The 16,348-nt window shown below is 71.7% G+C and carries 14 protein-coding genes; 6 read left to right on the plus strand and 8 right to left on the minus strand.

The features are described 5' to 3' along the window. Positions 1-105: 105 nt before the first annotated feature. Positions 106-489, minus strand: a complete 384-nt coding sequence (locus tag OVA15_RS05340; protein ID WP_024290277.1) for an Rv2175c family DNA-binding protein — start codon at positions 487-489, stop codon at positions 106-108. A gap of 150 nt (positions 490-639) precedes the next feature. On the opposite strand from OVA15_RS05340, the gene OVA15_RS05345 reads away from it, so the two are divergent. Together OVA15_RS05345 and OVA15_RS05350 are read left to right on the plus strand one after the other, a co-directional pair. Next, a complete protein-coding gene (locus tag OVA15_RS05345) occupies positions 640-1,794 on the plus strand; it encodes a lytic transglycosylase (RefSeq protein ID WP_053447517.1) in 1,155 nt (384 codons plus the stop codon). Positions 1,795-1,888: 94 nt separating this feature from the next. Beyond that, on the plus strand, positions 1,889-4,237 hold the full coding sequence (locus tag OVA15_RS05350) for a protein kinase domain-containing protein (protein WP_268143591.1): 2,349 nt from the start codon (positions 1,889-1,891) through the stop codon (positions 4,235-4,237). Between the two features lie 79 nt (positions 4,238-4,316). Here the strand turns inward: OVA15_RS05350 and OVA15_RS05355 are convergent, their stop codons facing one another. Together OVA15_RS05355 and OVA15_RS05360 are read right to left on the minus strand one after the other, a co-directional pair. Continuing rightward, positions 4,317-5,678, minus strand: coding sequence for a class II 3-deoxy-7-phosphoheptulonate synthase (locus OVA15_RS05355; RefSeq protein WP_053448271.1), 1,362 nt, complete (start codon positions 5,676-5,678; stop codon positions 4,317-4,319). A gap of 210 nt (positions 5,679-5,888) precedes the next feature. Further along, positions 5,889-6,593 carry a lysophospholipid acyltransferase family protein gene (locus OVA15_RS05360; RefSeq protein ID WP_024290273.1) on the minus strand — a complete coding sequence of 235 codons (705 nt, stop codon included), beginning with the start codon at positions 6,591-6,593 and terminating at the stop codon, positions 5,889-5,891. 196 nt (positions 6,594-6,789) lie between these two features. On the opposite strand from OVA15_RS05360, the gene OVA15_RS05365 reads away from it, so the two are divergent. From OVA15_RS05365 to OVA15_RS05375, 3 genes are read left to right on the plus strand one after another with little or no spacing between them, the layout of a single operon-like run. Beyond that, positions 6,790-7,266 carry a hypothetical protein gene (locus OVA15_RS05365; RefSeq protein ID WP_024290272.1) on the plus strand — a complete coding sequence of 159 codons (477 nt, stop codon included), beginning with the start codon at positions 6,790-6,792 and terminating at the stop codon, positions 7,264-7,266. 57 nt (positions 7,267-7,323) lie between these two features. Next, on the plus strand, positions 7,324-9,381 hold the full coding sequence (locus tag OVA15_RS05370; RefSeq protein ID WP_442786724.1) for an AMP-dependent synthetase/ligase: 2,058 nt from the start codon (positions 7,324-7,326) through the stop codon (positions 9,379-9,381). A 9-nt stretch (positions 9,382-9,390) separates the two neighbouring features. Beyond that, positions 9,391-10,749 (plus strand): MFS transporter, encoded by a 1,359-nt coding sequence (locus OVA15_RS05375; RefSeq protein ID WP_268143595.1) that lies wholly within the window; start codon positions 9,391-9,393, stop codon positions 10,747-10,749. Between the two features lie 206 nt (positions 10,750-10,955). Here OVA15_RS05375 and OVA15_RS05380 read toward each other — a convergent pair whose 3' ends face one another. Then, positions 10,956-12,410 (minus strand): mycothione reductase, encoded by a 1,455-nt coding sequence (locus tag OVA15_RS05380; RefSeq protein WP_268143597.1) that lies wholly within the window; start codon positions 12,408-12,410, stop codon positions 10,956-10,958. A gap of 140 nt (positions 12,411-12,550) precedes the next feature. Between OVA15_RS05380 and OVA15_RS05385 the strand changes: the two genes are divergently transcribed. After that, the gene (locus OVA15_RS05385; RefSeq protein WP_268143599.1) at positions 12,551-13,360 is read left to right on the plus strand and encodes a ParA family protein; all 810 of its coding nucleotides are present in this window, start codon (positions 12,551-12,553) and stop codon (positions 13,358-13,360) included. A gap of 351 nt (positions 13,361-13,711) precedes the next feature. Here the strand turns inward: OVA15_RS05385 and OVA15_RS05390 are convergent, their stop codons facing one another. The 4 genes from OVA15_RS05390 to OVA15_RS05405 all read right to left on the minus strand — a co-directional run bounded on the left by OVA15_RS05390 (position 13,712) and on the right by OVA15_RS05405 (position 16,348). Further along, positions 13,712-14,278, minus strand: coding sequence for a MerR family transcriptional regulator (locus tag OVA15_RS05390; RefSeq protein WP_036307921.1), 567 nt, complete (start codon positions 14,276-14,278; stop codon positions 13,712-13,714). 167 nt (positions 14,279-14,445) lie between these two features. Continuing rightward, positions 14,446-14,985 carry a bifunctional nuclease family protein gene (locus OVA15_RS05395; RefSeq protein WP_268143601.1) on the minus strand — a complete coding sequence of 180 codons (540 nt, stop codon included), beginning with the start codon at positions 14,983-14,985 and terminating at the stop codon, positions 14,446-14,448. A 43-nt stretch (positions 14,986-15,028) separates the two neighbouring features. Further along, the gene (gene ftsR, locus OVA15_RS05400) at positions 15,029-15,811 is read right to left on the minus strand and encodes a transcriptional regulator FtsR (RefSeq protein WP_268143602.1); all 783 of its coding nucleotides are present in this window, start codon (positions 15,809-15,811) and stop codon (positions 15,029-15,031) included. 78 nt (positions 15,812-15,889) lie between these two features. Then, positions 15,890-16,348 (minus strand): FHA domain-containing protein, encoded by a 459-nt coding sequence (locus tag OVA15_RS05405; protein ID WP_024290264.1) that lies wholly within the window; start codon positions 16,346-16,348, stop codon positions 15,890-15,892.

Below are 16,348 nucleotides of genomic sequence, written 5' to 3' on the forward strand. Positions count from 1 at the left end.
GGCCGCCCGGGGCCGAAGCCGCCGCTTCCGGACGCAGCCGAGCCTGGCAGACGAGCGCCCGCCACCGATCGGGGACGGGCGCTCGTGCGCGTCACGGCGCCGCCGTCACCAGTCCAGGGTCTGCGCCCGACGACGGATCTCGGCCTTGCGCCCGGCGCGCAGGAAGTCGATGGGCCGACCCGGCAGGGACTCGTCCTCGGTGAACAGCCAGGTCACGGCCTCCAGGTCGGTATAGAGGTTGTCCCGCAGCACGGTCATGGTCCCGCGCAGCGCATCGATCGGCTGGCCGTCCATGAGGAACTCCGCCGGGATGCGGCGGACGCCGTCGCGGGGGTCGCGGAAGGCCACGAGCGTGCCGTCCTCGGCCATGGAGTGCACGCGGGTCACGATCATCCCAGTGGATTCGGCCACGTCCGGGAACGTGGTCCACTCGCCGACCAGGGCGTCGAGGGCCTCGAACTGCTCGAGGGTGGGCTGCGCGGGATTCATCTCAGACTTCTTCACGGATCCAGGGTGCCACGAACCGCCGTGATGCGCCGCCACCGATGCCCCTGCCCAGGCACCGGGTACCCTGCAGGCAGCAGCGCTTCAGCACTTCCCCCTGATCAGCGCATCTCCCAGCCCGAGGTCTTCGCCAGCATGCAGCACACCCCTCAGGATCCCCGCCCCCAGGACTCGGATCCGGCCCCCAGCGGCTCGCGCGCCCGCCGCTCCGCCGCGGCACTGGCCGCGCTGGCCGTGTTCGGCGCCTCCGGGACGCCCGCGGCCCACGCGGTGGGCCAGCCGGAGGGCTCGGCCCCGGATGAGCGCCCCGAGGCCGTCGACGGCCCCGCGCGCACCGTCCAGCCCGGCGACAGCATCTGGTCGGTGGCCACGGCCAACGGCCTGTCGGTCGAGGACCTCATGGAGTGGAACGGGCTGTCCGGCGATGCCTCGCTGGCCCCGGGCGACACCCTGCGCCTGTCGGCTCCGGCGAAGGAGGCCCCCTCCGCCAAGGCCGATGACTCCCCCAAGCCCGGTGACGAAGCCACCCGCGTCCAGGACCCCGCCACCCCGGCAGCCGCCGCAGAGACCGCGCCGCGCAGCACCGAGCACCGCGTAGCCGCGGGTGAGAGCCTGTGGGCGATCTCGCAGCGCCACGACATCACGGTCCAGGCCCTGATCGAGGCCAACGACCTGGACGTCGCCGCCCCGCTGCGCGAGGGCGAGACGCTGCAGATCCCCGCAGCCGAGACGGCACCTGCCGCGCAGGACGACGCGGCCCCGGTCGCAGCCCCCGCCGAAGCCGCCGAGGCCCCGCGGATCCGCGACGACTTCCCCGGCTACGACTACGACGACGAGACCCTGGCCTCCGCGCAGAGCCATCTCGATCAGCTCTACGAGCGCCCGTCGCCCTCGGCCGAGGAGATGCAGCGTCTGGTGCGCACCACCGCTCAGGAGATGGGCGTGGATCCGGCTCTGGCCCTGGCCCATGCCGAGCAGGAGTCGGGCTTCGTGCACCGCAGCGTGTCACCGGCCGATGCCGTGGGCACCATGCAGGTGCTGCCGTCGTCGGGCGAGTGGGCCTCCGCCCTGGTGGGGCGCGATCTCGACCTGCTGGACCCCCAGGACAATGTCACGGCGGGCGTGGCCATCATCCGCGCGAACCAGCGCTCGGCGGAGGATCTCGACCGCGGGATCGCGTCGTACTACCAGGGCGCCTACGGCGTCGAGGAGTACGGGATGTACGACGACACGAAGACCTACGTCCACCAGGTGAAGGCCCGGATCTCGGCCTGGACGCACCTGCGCTGAGCCCGCCCGGACACAGGTCCCGAGGGCGTCACGATCGCAACCACGCCCGTCGTCATCCAGCCGCAGTCCAGTCCGCTCCCCTACTGTGGGGCTCGTGCACAAGCCCGTGGATGATCATCTGACCGGCTCGGTCCTGGAAGGCCGGTACACCGTCGGACCGCGCCTGGCGCGCGGCGGCACCGGCGGTGTGTATCGCGCTGTCGATCAGCGCCTGGAGCGCACCGTCGCCGTCAAGATCCTGCACGCGCACCTGACGGAGGACCCCTCGTTCGTCGAGCGCTTCGCCCGGGAGGCCCGTGCGGCCGCTCGCCTGTCGCACCCGAACGTGGTCGCGGTGCTGGATCAGGGCCGCACCGATGACGGCCATGTCTTCCTGGTCATGGAGTACGTGGAGGGCGGGACCCTGCGCGACGTCCTGCGCCGCAAGGAGTTCCTGCGCCCCGGCGAGGCGCTGACCATCCTCTCCTCGGTGGCCGCCGGGCTCTCGGCGGCACATCAGGCTGGGCTGATCCACCGCGACATCAAGCCCGAGAACGTGCTCATGCGCCCGGACGGCACGGTGAAGGTTGCCGACTTCGGCCTCTCCCGCGCCGCCGATCAGCACACCACCTCCGGGGCCGTGCTCGGCACGGTGGCCTATGCCTCCCCCGAGCTGGTCACCGAGCGGCGTGTCGACGCCCGCTCCGATCTGTACTCGCTGGGCATCATGGCCTGGGAGATGCTCACCGGCCGCCGCCCCTTCGACGGCAGCCCGTGGACGGTCGCCCGCGCCCACGCCGAGAAGACCGTTCCCTCCCTGCTCGAAGCGGTCCCCGGGATCGATCCCCAGCTCGCCGAGGCCGTGGCCGGCTGGACCGCCAAGGACCCGCAGAAGCGCCCGTCGGACGGCGCTGAGCTGCTGGCCTCGATCGGCGAGCTGCGTCGCGAGCTGAGCCTCGATGCCCTGGACCACCTCCCGGAGGGCTGGGAGCAGGGACCGGGTCCGGCCGCGCCGCGGCCCGAGGATCCGGGGGCCACGACCCTGCCCGGCACCGCCCCGGCCACCGGGCCGATCGATCTGGAGGCCGTGGACGAGCTGCGCCGAGGAGGCTCGAGCGCAGCCCCGGTCTCCGATCAGCAGGACGGCACGGCGGAGGCCTCCCCCGACGGCTCCGCTCACGCCCCCGAGACCGCCGACGGCGAGATCCCACCGACCACGCAGGTGCTGCGCGTTCCGCTGGGCGCCGAGGGCGGGCGGGGCCTGGAGTCGGAGGATCCCGTCGACGAGGCCCCCACCGAGGCCATGCCAGGACCGGGCTCCGGCGCGGAGGGTCCCGATGCGCCCACGGACGCCATGCCGCGCTTCGCCGAGGCATCATCGGACTCCGCGTCCGCCGGATCCGCCCCGACCGAGGCGCTGCCCCGCTGGCAGGGGGCTTCCGCCGACCAGGATGACGATCAGCGCACCTCGGTGCTGCCGCCCATGCGCAGCGGCGCCGGTGCAGCGGGTGCCGCCGGCGTCGCAGGGACAGCCGTCGCAGGCGCGGCGGCAGCTGCCGCGGCGCCCGGCACCGGCTCGACCGCCGTGGGTGCCGCAGGGGCAGGGACGGCGCTCGGTGCCTCGGTGGATCCGGACCTGCAGCGCAGGGGCCCCAGCGTGGACCGGCTGGCCGCCTTCGACGAGCCTTCGGACTCGGACGGCGAGACGGCCGAGCAGGAGACCGAGCCGCGTCGCGGTCGGCTGCACGAGTCGGCGCCGGTGGACCCGTCCAAGCCCACGGTGCGGCTGCAGCAGACCCATCCGCTGAAGGCGGCCGTCGCCGTGGCCCTCGCAGCCCTGCTCGTGGCGCTGGCCGGCTTCCTGGGATGGCTGCTGGGCTCCGGCAGCTTCCGCACCGCAGTGGTCCCGGAGGTCGTGGGCACCACCCAGCCGCTGGCCATCGACGCGGTGGAGACCGAGGGCTTCTCCAACGTCACGGTGCACGAGGAGCCCAGCACGGAGGTCCCGGCGGGCAGCGTCATCGAGTCCTCGCCCGCCGCGGGCACGGAGACCCGAGTGGGCGAGCAGATCGTGCTGACGGTCTCCACCGGACCCGAGCAGGTCGAGATCCCCGCGGTCGAGGGCATGTCGCAGTCCGATGCCGAATCGCAGCTGAGCTCCGCCGGCCTCGACGTCGGCACCGTCTCCGAGCAGTTCGACGACTCGGAGGAGGGCAGCGTCGTCTCCGCGTCGCCCTCCCCCGGCGCCAGGGTCGAGGAGGGCAGCACCGTGGACCTGGTCGTCTCCGCCGGCGCCGAGCCCGAGGAAGTGCCGCGCGTGGTCGGCAGCAATGCCGATGACGCCCGCGAGCAGCTCGAGGACCTCGGCTTCACGGTCGAGATCGAGGAGGTCGCCGGTGCGAACCTCAACCGCGTCGTCACCCAGAGCCAGGACGGCACGACGATCACACTGCGCGTCATCTGAACCGGCAGTGCCTCGGCGCACGGACGAAGGGCCCGGCTCCTGCAGGAGCCGGGCCCTTCGTCGTCAGCGGATCAGCGGATCAGCTCTGCTCTCCGGAGAGGTAGCTGGAGACCAGGAACGCGACCTCGAGGGACTGCATGTGGTTCAGGCGCGGATCGCACAGCGACTCGTAGCGATCGGCGAAGTGCGCCTCCTCGATCGCGTCCGCCCCGCCCAGGCACTCGGCGACGTCGTCGCCGGTCATCTCCACGTGGATTCCGCCGGGGTGCGAGCCGATGGCGCGGTGCACCTCGAAGAAGCCGTTGATCTCGTCGATGACGTCGTCGAAGTTACGCGTCTTGAACCCCGACGGCGTGGAGACCGTGTTGCCGTGCATGGGGTCGGTGACCCACACGACCTTGGCCCCGGAGTCCTGGACCGCCTGCACGACCGGTGGCAGCGCCTCGCGGATGCTCTTGGCGCCCATGCGGGTGATGAACGTCAGGCGGCCGGGCTCGCGGTTCGGGTCGAGCTTGTCGATCAGGCGCAGCGCGTCCTCGCCGGTGGTCTTGGGCCCGAGCTTCACGCCGATGGGGTTCTGCAGGCGCGAGAGCAGGTCCACGTGGGCGTCGTCGATCCCGCGGGTGCGCTCCCCGATCCACAGGAAGTGCCCCGACGTGCCGTAGGGCCGGTGGGTGCGGGAGTCGATGCGGGTCAGGGCGCGCTCGTAGTCGAGCACCAGCGCCTCGTGGCCGGTGAACAGCTCGGTGGTGGACAGGGCGTCGAAGTCGGCGCCGCAGGCCGCCATGAACTTCACGGCGCGGTCGATCTCCTTGGCGAGCTTCTCGTAGCGGGCGTGGGCCGGGTTGGAGGCGAAGCCCATGTTCCACGAGTGGACGTGGCGCAGATCGGCGAAGCCGCCGCCGGTGAAGGCCCGGATCAGGTTCAGCGTGGACGCGGAGGTGTGGTAGCCGCGAAGCATCCGCTCGGGGTTGTGGGCGCGGGACTCGGCGGTGAAGTCGAATCCGTTGACCATCTCGCCGCGGAAGCTCGGCAGCGTGACGTCGCCGCGGGTCTCGTCGTTCGAGGAGCGCGGCTTGGAGAACTGACCGGCCATGCGCCCCATCTTCACGACGGGCATGGAGGCGCCGTAGGTGAGCACGGCGGCCATCTGCAGCAGCGTCTTCACCCGCGCGGAGATGCGGTCGGCGGTGGCGCCCTCGAAGGTCTCGGCGCAGTCGCCGCCCTGCAGCAGGAAGGCTCGGCCCTCGGCCACCTCGGCCAGGCGGAGCTTGAGGGTGTCGACCTCGCCGGCGAAGACCAGGGGCGGCACGGTGTTCAGCTCGCCCATGACGCGCTCGAACTCGGGGTGCTGAGCCCAGTCCGGCTGCTGGTCGGCGCTGAGGCTGCGCCAGTCGTCCAGGCCCTGATAGTCCTTCGTGCTCGGCTTGGGGCCGGGCATGAAGGGGGTGGGCTCGTCGGCGGACAGCGGCTGGGTCACGGTGATCGTCCCTCGTCTAGATCAGGTCGGCGGCGGCCCGGGCTTGCGCGGGTGCGGCAAGGACAGCCGGACAGGCGCCAGCAGCGTGGCTGCAGGGCACCGCACCGACTGCGGCCACCGCAGGCAACGCTATCGCAGGGCGGGAGATTCCCTGTGATCGGGGTCCTCGGCTCAGGAGGCCCCGCGCTCGAGGTCGCGGCGGGCGTCGGCGGCGTAGACGTCCACGTACTCCTGGTGGGACAGCTCCTGGATCGCCTGGATGATGCGGTCGGAGATCTCCCGGGCGGCCACGCGGTCGCCGGTGCGGCCCTTGTACTCGGAGAAGTCCAGCGGCTCGCCGAAGATCGTCTTCACGCGCTTGCCCTTCTGCCGCCACGGAGCGGGGAAGGGCGTGCCCAGGGGCTGGACGACGTCCGTGTTGATCATGGCGATCGGGATGACCGGTGCGCCGGACTCCATGACCAGGCGGGCCACACCGATCTTGGCGCGGTACAGGCGGCCGTCGTGGGAGCGCGTGCCCTCCGGGTAGATGCCGAGCAGCTCGCCCTCGGCCAGCTTGCGACCGCCGGCCGACAGGGAGGCAGCGGACTTGCGCCCGCCGGAGCGGTCCATGGGGATCTGGTTGATCGCGCGGAAGAACGCGGCGATCGCCCGGCCCTTGAGCGTGCGGCCCGTGAAGTAGTCGGACTTCGCCAGGAAGAAGATCTGCCGCTGCACCGCGATCGGCATGAAGATGTGATCTGCGGCGGAGAGGTGGTTGCTCGCCAGGATCGCCGCCCCCTGGTCCGGGACATGGTGGGCGCCTTCGACCTCCGGCCGGAAGGCGGCGTTGACCAGCGGGGTCACGATCCAGTCCTTCAGGAACATGTAGACCATGGCGTATTGCTCTCCTCGTGGCCCGGTTCGCGGGCATCGTGGCTGGATCTGGAACGGCCCGTGCGCGGTGCTCGACGGACCCCTGCAGCGGCGGTGAGCCCCGCCGCGCAGTGATTGTCGCATGAAGGACAGCCGTGCGAGCGGTCGGCGCGCACCCGATGGGGATCGGGCGCGCAGACAGTGAGAGGATGACGCCATGACCCCGCCCGAGCGAGATCCGGACAGCGACGCCCGCGCCTGGGACGACCTCGTCCGCCGGCTCCAGGAAGACGACGCCCCCGCCGACAGCGCGGCTGCCGAGGCAGCCCCGGCCCACGGCGCGCCCGTTGAGGAGGTCCGCAGCCACGAGGCTCCGATCGAGCTCGAGGACCGGGCCCGCGGACCCCGCGACTTCGAGCTGGCTCCGGAGACGGACGAGCCGGAGCTCCTCGACGACGACTGGCAGCCGCAGGACCCCGGGCCGGTGACGGCAGGCATGCGCCCGGGCACGATCATGGCCTGGGCCGTGCTGCTCGGCGTCGCCGCAGCGCTGCTGGTCCTGGGGTTCCTGCTCGACGGCCTCCCCTGGTGGCTGTGGGTCCCCGGTCTGGCGCTGATCCTCGGCAGCCTGGTCTCGCTGTTCCAGGCTCTGCCCGAGGATCGCAGCGACTACGACGACGGCGCCCAGGTCTGATCCGCGGCACCTGACTCCCCCATCGACGAGATCACGAACGCGCACGAGCCCAGGAGGATGACCTTGACCATCGAAACCGAGCCCGCCGTCGTCGCCGAGCTGCAGGCCCAGCGGATCACGGACCTGCTCGTCCAGCGCGCGGACTCCCCGCAGGACCCTGTGCTCTACGAGCGCCTCCACGCGCACGGATCCGTCGAGGTGACCGCGAGCGCCTTCCGCGACGAGGTCCGGGCCGTGGCCAAGGGACTGGTGGCGGCGGGGATCGAGCCCGGCGATCGCGTCGGCATCCTCTCGCGCACCCGCTACGAGTGGACACTGGTCGACTTCGCGATCTGGTGGGCCGGTGCGGTGCCGGTCCCGGTCTACGACTCCTCGTCGCCGGATCAGATCGCGTGGAACCTGGGCGATTCGCAGGCCCGCGCCGTCTTCGTGGAGGACGAGCGGCTCGAGGCCGCTGTCCGACAGGCCGCGGACGATCTGGCGGCGGGCAGCCTCCACGGCTTCGATGACGCTCCCGAGCTGGGCTCGAAGCTGAGCGCCGCCGAGCGGATCTGGCGCCTGGACGGCACCGGCGAGGACCTCTCGCGGCTGATCGGTCTGGGAGCCGCTGTCGAGGACGACGAGCTCGAGCGGCGACGCACCAGCCGCGGGCTCGACGACACCGCCACGATCATCTACACCTCCGGCACCACCGGCCCGCCCAAGGGCTGCGAGCTCACGCACCGCAGCTTCGTGTTCCTGAGCGAGAACCTGCGTCCGTTCCTGCCCGAGGTCGTCCGCCCCGGCTCTCGCACCGTGCTGTTCCTGCCGCTGGCCCACGTGTTCGCCCGCATGGTCCAGGTGATCTCGGTCCACGGCGGCGTCGCCCTGAGCCACACCCCGGATGTGAAGTCGCTGATGAGCGACCTGCAGCGCGTGCAGCCCACGTTCCTGCTGGCCGTGCCGCGGGTGTTCGAGAAGATCATGACCAGCGCTCGGCTCAAGGCCGAGGGCGGAGGGAGGCTGCGCGCCGGGATCTTCCAGCGCGCCGTCGAGGACGCGGAGGCCTTCTCCCGTCAGCGTCAGGACGGCCGCGTCTCCCCCGCGCTGAAGCTGCGCCACCGGCTCTGGGACCGCCTGGTCTACGCGCCGTTGCGCGATGCCATGGGCGGGCGCGTGCGCTGGGCGATCTCCGGTGGCGCGGCCCTGGGCGAGGAGCTCGCCCACACCCTGGCCGGCATGGGGATCTTCGTGGTCGAGGGCTACGGCCTGACCGAGACCACCGCCCCGGTGGCCGCGAACACTCCGCGCACCGCCGCGCTGGGCACCGTCGGGCGGCCCCTGCCCGGGCATGAGATGCGCCTGGGCGAGGATGGCGAGATCGAGGTCCGCGGGCCCCATGTGCTCGCCCGCTACCACGGCCGCCCCGACCTCACCGAGAAGGCGCTGCACGAGGGCTGGTTCGCCACCGGAGACCTCGGAGCCTTCGACGAGCGCGGCATGCTGCGGATCACCGGGCGCAAGAAGGAGATCCTGGTGACGGCCGCCGGCAAGAACGTGATCCCCGATGTCCTCGAAGGCCCCATCCGCACCGCGGCGATCGTCAGCCAGTGCATGGTCATCGGCGACGGCCGGCGGTTCATCGCCGCTCTGATCACCCTGGACGCGGAGCTGCTGCCGCAGTGCCTGCGCGCGCTCGGCCTGGACCCGTCCATGACTGCCGCGCAGGCCTCCGAGCATCCCGCGGTGATCGAGCACGTGCAGGAGATCGTGGACTTCGCCAACCGCCGCGTCTCCCGGGCCGAGGGAATCAGCGCGTTCCAGATCCTGCCCGTCGACTTCACACCGGCTTCGGGGCACCTCACGCCCTCGCTGAAGCTGCGCCGCGCGGTGATCCTGCAGGACTTCGCCGAGCAGATCGAGGAGATCTACTCCCGGCCCGCTCCGGCCCCTCGCCAGGAGATGACGCGCGAGCGCGCCGCCCAGCTGCGCGAGGAGCTGCGCGGTCTGCGAGAGCGCGTCCGGGAGTCGTCGGAGGCCTCCCTCGAGCGGCTGCGCGAGCTGCGGCTCGGCTCCCAGGAGGTCGAGGACGACGGCGCTGACCAGCGCCGTGGGGAGGGTCCGCAGGGCGGCTAGGCTGGGCCGATGCCCTCGCCCGCCGGATCCTTCCTCAGCCCAGAGCATCTTCGGCGGGCCCGTCTGGGCGCGGCCCTGCTGTTCCTGGTGAACGGGGCGGTCTTCGCCAATCTCCTGCCGCGCCTGCCGCAGATCAAGGATGCCTTCGAGCTGTCGAACTCGGTCTACGGCTTCGTGGTGATCGCCTTCCCGCTGGGGTCGCTGATGGCAGGCACGGCACCGGCTCCCATCATGCGGCGATGGGGCTCGGGGCGCACTGCGGTCATGGGCTCCGTCGCCATCGCACTCATGATCCTGCTCGCCGGCGTCTCCGGAGGTATCGGCGGCGGCCTGCTGGTGCTGCTGGCCTACATCGTGCCCCTGATGCTCGCAGGCATGCTCGATGCCATCACCGACACCGCTCAGAATGCGCAGGCCCTGGACGTCCAGCGCGCCATGGGCCGCTCGATCCTCAATTCCATGCACGCCCTGTGGAGTCTCGGCTCCGTGATCGGCGGGCTGATGGGCACGGCTGCCCTGGCGCTGCAGGTGCCCCTGGCCATGCATCTGACGATCAGCGGCATCCTCTTCTCCGCCGTGGCGGTGTTCGCCGGGACCCGGGTGCTCACCATGGAAGAGGTCGCCCGGGTGCGACCTCTCGCCGAGTCGTCCGCGCAGCAGGACGCCTTGCCGGCGGACGGCCCCGAGCCGGCCCAGGACCTGCCCGGGCTGTCCGAGCAGGACGCGCCGGGGGTGGCGGCTGCCGCACACGAGCCGTCATCGGGGGCGGCCTCGGCTGCGACGGCGTCGCCGGGCAGCGCCGGGGCCGCCCGCCGCGCGGTGCTGATGCTGCTGCTGATCTCGGTCGTGTCGATCACGGGTGTGATGGTCGAGGATCTGGGGCAGAACTGGTCGGCCCTGTACCTGAGCCAGGTCCTGGAGGCCTCGGCCACGATGGCCGGGCTGGGCCTGGTAGCGCTGATGGGCGCCCAGTTCATCGGCCGCCTGCTGGGCGATCGCATGGTCGATCGGCTGGGGCACGTGACCATGGCGCGCCTGGGGGCAGTGGGGATCGCGGCCGGCCTGGGCCTGGTCGTCGCCGCTCCGGCACCGGCTGCTGCCGTGGCCGGGTTCTTCCTGGCCGGGCTGGGCTCGGCCACGCTGGTGCCCTCCGCCTACCACGCCGCCGATCTGGTCCCCGGCCTGCGCCCTGGAACCGGTCTGGCGGTCGTGAGCTGGCTGATGCGCGGGGCGTTCCTGTCGCTGTCTCCGTTCGTGGGCGTCGTGTCGGATGCGCTCGGCCTGCGACTGGCCTTCCTGGTGATCCCGGTGGCGGCGGTGCTCGCCGTGCTCGCCGCCGGCCACCTCCACCAGCCCGCCCGCCCCTGACCCGTCAGACCCCGCCGAATCGACGCTTCGATGCCGCACAAGGCCCCGAAGCGCGCACGCAGGCGTCGACTCGGCCTGCCCCCGCTGGGGACCGGGACGTGCGGGGAACCGGACTGCCACACGTAAGGGATGGGCGGTGGCCCCCTCCCGCAGACATCAAGCGAATCAGTCAAGGGAGGGGGCCACCGCCCATCCAGTCCAGCAGCTCAGTGCTCGAGCGCCACTGCCTCCTCGACGTCGACATCCAGCCCGAGCAGCGCGTTCTCCACGACCTCCGCCAGAGCCGGGTGGATCCAGTACTGGCCGCGGGCCATCGAGGAGACGTCGAGCCCGAAGCTCATGGCCTGGATCAGCGGCTGGATCAGCGACGACGAGGACTCCCCGATCATGTGCGCGCCCAGCAGCTGGCCGGTGGACCGGTCGGCGATCAGCTTGCACAGCCCGTAGCGGTCCTCCATGGCCCAGCCGTAGGCCACGTCGCCGAACTCCTGTGCCTTCACGGCGATCTCGGTGCCGTTCTCGGCCGCCCAGGTCCGCGCCTGGTGCTCGGTCATGCCCACGGAGGCGATCTGCGGATGCGTGAACACCGCAGACGGCACGAAGCGGTGGTCGCTGCGCAGCAGGGACTCCGGGTGCAGGAGGTTGTGGGCGACCACCCGGGCCTCGTGGTTGGCCACGTGCTTGAGCTGCCAGGGGCTGCAGATATCGCCCAGCGCCCAGACGCCCTCGACCACCTCGCCCGTGGGCGACAGGACCCGCTGGAATTCGTCGACCTGCAGCAGATGAGTGCGCTCGTCGACCCCCAAGCCACCGGCGGCTGGGTCGAGCAGGTCGGTCGCGGGGCGTCGGCCAGTGGCCAGCAGGACGATGTCCGCGACGTCCTCGCGCACCTCGCCCGCCGGTGCGGAGCCGTCGCCGCTGGCGATCGAGCGGACGGTGACGGTGCCGTCGCCGTTGTCGACGATGGCCTCGATGCCGTGGTGCAGGGCCAGGTCCCACTGCTCGGAGGCCGCGGCGGTGAAGCGCTCGACGATCTCGGCGTCATGTGCGCGCAGCAGCCTCCCGGAGCGGTTGAGCTGCACGACCGAGGAGCCCAGTCCGTGGAAGATGTGCGCGAACTCCGCGGCGATGAACCCGCCGCCGACCACTACCACGCGCTGCGGCAGGTCGTCGATGCGCATCACGGTGTCCGAGGTGTGCACCTGCGGAAGGTCCTCGCCGGGCACCCCCGGGGTGGTGACGTGCGAGCCGGAGGCGATCACGATCTGATCCGCCGTGAGCTGCTCGCCCGAGGCCGTCATCAGCGTCTTGGGGCCGGTGAAGCGGACCATCTCCTGGAACACGGTGACGTTCTCCAGCGACTGCCGGTAGGCCAGCCCGCCCTCGGAGATCGCGTCGATCCGCCCGAAGATGCGGTCCCGGATCTCGCGCCAGCGCACGTCCTGGATCGAGACGGAGACGCCCAGCCGGTCCAGCTCGCGCGCCGAATCGGAGATCTCCGCAGGGTAGACGTACATCTTGGTGGGGATGCAGCCCACGTTGATGCAGGTTCCGCCGAAGATCCCGCCATCGATGAGCGCGACGTCCAGACCGTCGTAGGCCTCCGAGAGGATCGTGTTGCCCGAGCCCGAGCCGATGATGATGATGTCGAAGCGTCGCATGGCCCCCACTGTATCGGCGCGGCGGCGCGCTGCTGCCGTGCCGGTCCGGCGGCCCTCGCTGGGTACCATGAGGGCGCCCGCCTGTTCCCCCACATGGAGCAGCCCCAGAGGCGGAGGCACCGACGTCGGAGGATCCCACTGTGCAGATCGTGAGCATCTCGAGCCTCAAGGGCGGGGTCGGCAAGTCCTCCGTGACCCTCGGCCTGGCCTCGGCGGCCATGGACGACGGCCATCGTGCCCTCGTGGTCGATCTCGATCCGCACGCCGATGCCACCACCGGCCTCGGCGCCGCCGCCACCAGCGCAGCAGATGCGGGCTCGGTGCTCAACGGCCGCGTGGCCCGCTCCGGTGCCCGTGCCGCGGCCGTGCCCTCAGCCTGGATCGAGCGCGAGCACGCGGCCGCCCGCGACACCGGGCGGACCTCTTCGGCCCGCCTGGATGTGCTGCCGGGCTCGTCGAACTCCTCGCGACTGGACCGCTCGACCTTCCGCGGCAAGGACCTGGACCGGCTCTCCCGCGCCCTCGAGGGGCTCGACACGGACTACGACCTGGTGCTGGTGGACTGCCCGCCGAACCTCAGCGCCCTGACCCGGCTGGCCTGGGCCGCCTCGGACAAGGTGCTCACGGTCGCGGAGCCGTCGCTGTTCTCCGTGGCCGGCGCGCAGCGCACCATGACGGCGATCGGTCAGTTCGAGACCAGCTCCAAGCGCGCCGTGCCCTCGGCCTCCGTGCTGGTCAACAAGGTGGCCGAGGACGATCCCGAGCATCAGCATCGCGTGGCAGAGCTGCAGGAGCTGTTCGGCGCGCTGCTGGTCTCCCAGGTCATCCCCGATCGCCCCGTGTGGCATCGCGCGCAGGGCGCTGCCTGGCCGATCCACCGCTGGCCGGGCGCCGATGCCGCGGACATGGCAGCGCGCTTCACCTCGATCCTGAGGGGCCTGCTGGACTGAGCCGTCTGGTTCCGCGCCGCCGAGCCGGAGTCGGCTGCGCCGTCGGCACCTGCGCAGGTGCACAGAACGTGCGCGAGAGGCCGATTCGTCACCGCACAGCAATCCACTGGTCGATCCGCCACCGATTCGACGCGGCATCAGGGGCTTCTGGGCCAGTCGATGAGCCAGAGGTGGTGAATCGTCCACTCGATGACGCAGCGGTGGCGAACGGGGGCGCTCCATGAGCCGGAAGTGACGAAGAGACCGCTCGAAGAATCGGCGGTCGAGAAACGGCTGCCCGATGCGGACGGTCGGAGTCAGATCGGGCCGTCGGCTTGGCGGACGGACCGGATCAGGCGCTGAGGCCCGGGATCAGCTGACGTTCTGCTGGCGGCGCGCACGCCGGGCGGAGAGCTCGTCGCCGGGAAACTCCCCGGCCTCGGCATCTCCGTTGGCCGGGGGCATTCCGGCCAGGGAGCCCTCGACCTCGCGCCAGACGCGGCCCACGGCGATCCCGAAGACGCCCTGCCCACCCTGGACGAGATCGATGACCTCCTCCTGGGAGGTGCACTCGTAGACCGAGGCGCCGTCGCTCATGAGCGTCAGGCGGGCCAGATCCTCCACGCCGCGCTCCTGCAGCGCGTGGACAGCCGAGCGGATCTGCTGCAGCGAGACGCCGGTGTCCAGCAGGCGCTTGACGATCTTGAGCACGACGATGTCGCGGAAGCTGTAGAGGCGCTGCGTGCCGGAGCCCTTGGCGCTGCGCACCGTGGGCTCTACGAGCTCGGTGCGCGCCCAGTAGTCGAGCTGACGGTAGGTGATGCCAGCGATCTTGCAGGCGGTGGCGCCGCGATAGCCGACGGTGTCGTCGAGGGCCTGGCGCTCGTCGTCGAAGAGCACGCCCTGGGTGCCGCCGGTCAGAGACGTGAAGATCGGCAGGAGGGGGTCCTCGGAGAGGAGCTCGTCCGGGAAACCGGCGGAGAGGTGCTCGACGTGGTCGGTGTCCTTCACGCGCGTCCTCCCTTCCTGTGCTGCCGATGACGTCCCGCGGCAGATGCCGGAGGCGGAAGCGGGCCCGACGGACTCGCTTCCGGAAAGTCTACCCGTCAGCCCCGGAAATCCTCGGGATCCACCGTGTCCAGGAAGTCGCGGAAGCGCCTGACCTGCCGGTCGGCCTCTTCGGGGCCCGCAGAATCGCCGTCGCCGGGCGCCGCTTCCCCGGGTTCGCGCAGCTCGCCGTCGCCCGTCATGATCAGCCCGGCCTGCTCCAGCACCGACGACGCGCACAGCACCGGGCACTCGACGCGCACCGCCAGCGCGATGGCATCCGAGGCCCGGGAGTCCACCACGGTGCCGTCGTCGAAGACCAGCGCGGCGTGGAAGACCGTGTCCTCGACCATGTGCACGCGCACCTGCTCGAGGCTGCGGCCGAAGGAGGCGGCGACCGACAGCAGCAGATCGTGAGTCAGCGGGCGGGGCGGCTCGATGCCCTGCACGGCGAACACGATCGAGGTGGCCTCGGAGCTGCCCACCCAGATCGGCAGGAAGCGGCTGCCGCTGGATTCGCGCAGCATCACGACGGGCTGTGCGGAGGGCAGATCCATGCGCACCCCGTCGATCTCCATGAGGTGGTCCTCCTGGGCCATGGCGGTCCTTTCCCAATCATTCGCGGCCGGCTGCGGTGCCGCCTCAGCCCTGCGACGGCTCCTCGGGGGCGATCCCCCGCTGCAGCTGCTCGAGGCGGCTGGATACGAGCGCGGCGTGCATCGACAGGCACAGCCCGGCGATCTCCTCGGCGCGCTGGGCGGCTCGGCGCGCCGACTCCTGGGTGCGCCGGGTCGCCTCGGTGGCCACGGCCTGCTCCACGAGCCCGGTCTCCCGGTCGGCGGCCTGCCTGAGGGTGCGCAGGTGCCGCGGCTCCACGCCGAAGGCCTGCAGCTCGCGGGCGGCGGCCGCCACGGCGATGTCGTGGCTGTCGAAGTGGCCCTCGCCGTCGCGGATCAGCCCGAAGTTCAGCAGCTCCCGCACCAGCGCCACGCCGGCACCGGAGCGCCGGCACAGCTCGCGCATGGTCAGGGAGTGCTCGCTGCGGCGGCTGATCATGGGCCCCGACGACGGCACATCCGGCTGCTGCTGCTCCGAGCTCTCGGCAGGCTCACGGTCCTTCGAGGCGACCGGTGCGGCAGGCTCCTGGAAGTCCAGCAGCCGCCCGGCGTCGGCGAGCTCGCGGATGACCTTCAGCGGCATGTAGTGCTCGCGCTGCAGTCGCAGCACCGCCTGCAGGCGCTCGAGGTCCTGGGCGCTGTACTTGCGATAGCCCGAGGCGGTGCGCTCGGGGTGCACGAGCCCCTGATCCTCGAGGAAGCGGATCTTGGAGGCAGTGATGCCGGGGAAGTCCGGCTCGAGCGCACGCAGCAGCGGGCCGATGCTGACGCGGCGGACGGGCCGGTCGGCGGCGGGCTGATCGCTCACGGGCGTCCTCCCTTCAACGGATGCGACTGACTGCGTCGAGGACGACGCGCGCGGCAGGCTCCTGGTGCGGCCAGCGGCTCAGGCGCCCTGACCGGCGGTGCGAGCGGAGCTGTAGTAGACGAAGGTGAACTTGCCGATGCGGACCTCGTCGCCGCTGTTCAGGCGCACGGAGTCCACGCGGTCGCCGTTGACGTAGGTCCCGTTGAGCGAGCCCTGGTCGACGAGCTCGAAGCCGTTCTCCCGGCGCAGGAAGCCGGCGTGCTTGCGCGAGACGGTGACGTCGTCCAGGAAGACGTCCGAGCTGGGGTGGCGGCCAGCGGAGACCTCATCGGTGTCCAGCAGGAAGCGGGAGGCGCGGGCACCGTTCTCCACCGTCTCCACCAGGATCGCGGTGCGGGGAGGCAGGGCCTCGACGGCGGCGCGCTCCTCGGCGGTCAGGCGGCGGTTGGCCTCCCGCGACAGGACCTCCGTGACGACCTGGATGGTGGTGGTCTCAGGGCCAGCGGAGGGGGCGGTGCTCTCGGACGGCGTGCTCAT

Source organism: Kocuria sp. SL71 (assembly GCF_026672465.1).
In the GTDB taxonomy this organism is placed as follows: domain Bacteria; phylum Actinomycetota; class Actinomycetes; order Actinomycetales; family Micrococcaceae; genus Kocuria; species Kocuria palustris.

Bases quoted from the DNA above. Each gene is read 5' to 3' on its own strand.
- OVA15_RS05340 (WP_024290277.1), bottom strand. From the start codon at position 489: ATGAATCCCGCGCAGCCCACCCTCGAGCAGTTCGAGGCCCTCGACGCC.
- OVA15_RS05345 (WP_053447517.1), top strand. From the start codon at position 640: ATGCAGCACACCCCTCAGGATCCCCGCCCCCAGGACTCGGATCCGGCC.
- OVA15_RS05355 (WP_053448271.1), bottom strand. From the start codon at position 5,678: ATGCCCGGCCCCAAGCCGAGCACGAAGGACTATCAGGGCCTGGACGAC.
- OVA15_RS05360 (WP_024290273.1), bottom strand. From the start codon at position 6,593: ATGGTCTACATGTTCCTGAAGGACTGGATCGTGACCCCGCTGGTCAAC.
- OVA15_RS05365 (WP_024290272.1), top strand. From the start codon at position 6,790: ATGACCCCGCCCGAGCGAGATCCGGACAGCGACGCCCGCGCCTGGGAC.
- OVA15_RS05370 (WP_442786724.1), top strand. From the start codon at position 7,324: ATGACCTTGACCATCGAAACCGAGCCCGCCGTCGTCGCCGAGCTGCAG.
- OVA15_RS05375 (WP_268143595.1), top strand. From the start codon at position 9,391: ATGCCCTCGCCCGCCGGATCCTTCCTCAGCCCAGAGCATCTTCGGCGG.
- OVA15_RS05380 (WP_268143597.1), bottom strand. From the start codon at position 12,410: ATGCGACGCTTCGACATCATCATCATCGGCTCGGGCTCGGGCAACACG.
- OVA15_RS05395 (WP_268143601.1), bottom strand. From the start codon at position 14,985: ATGGCCCAGGAGGACCACCTCATGGAGATCGACGGGGTGCGCATGGAT.
- OVA15_RS05405 (WP_024290264.1), bottom strand. From the start codon at position 16,348: ATGAGCACGCCGTCCGAGAGCACCGCCCCCTCCGCTGGCCCTGAGACC.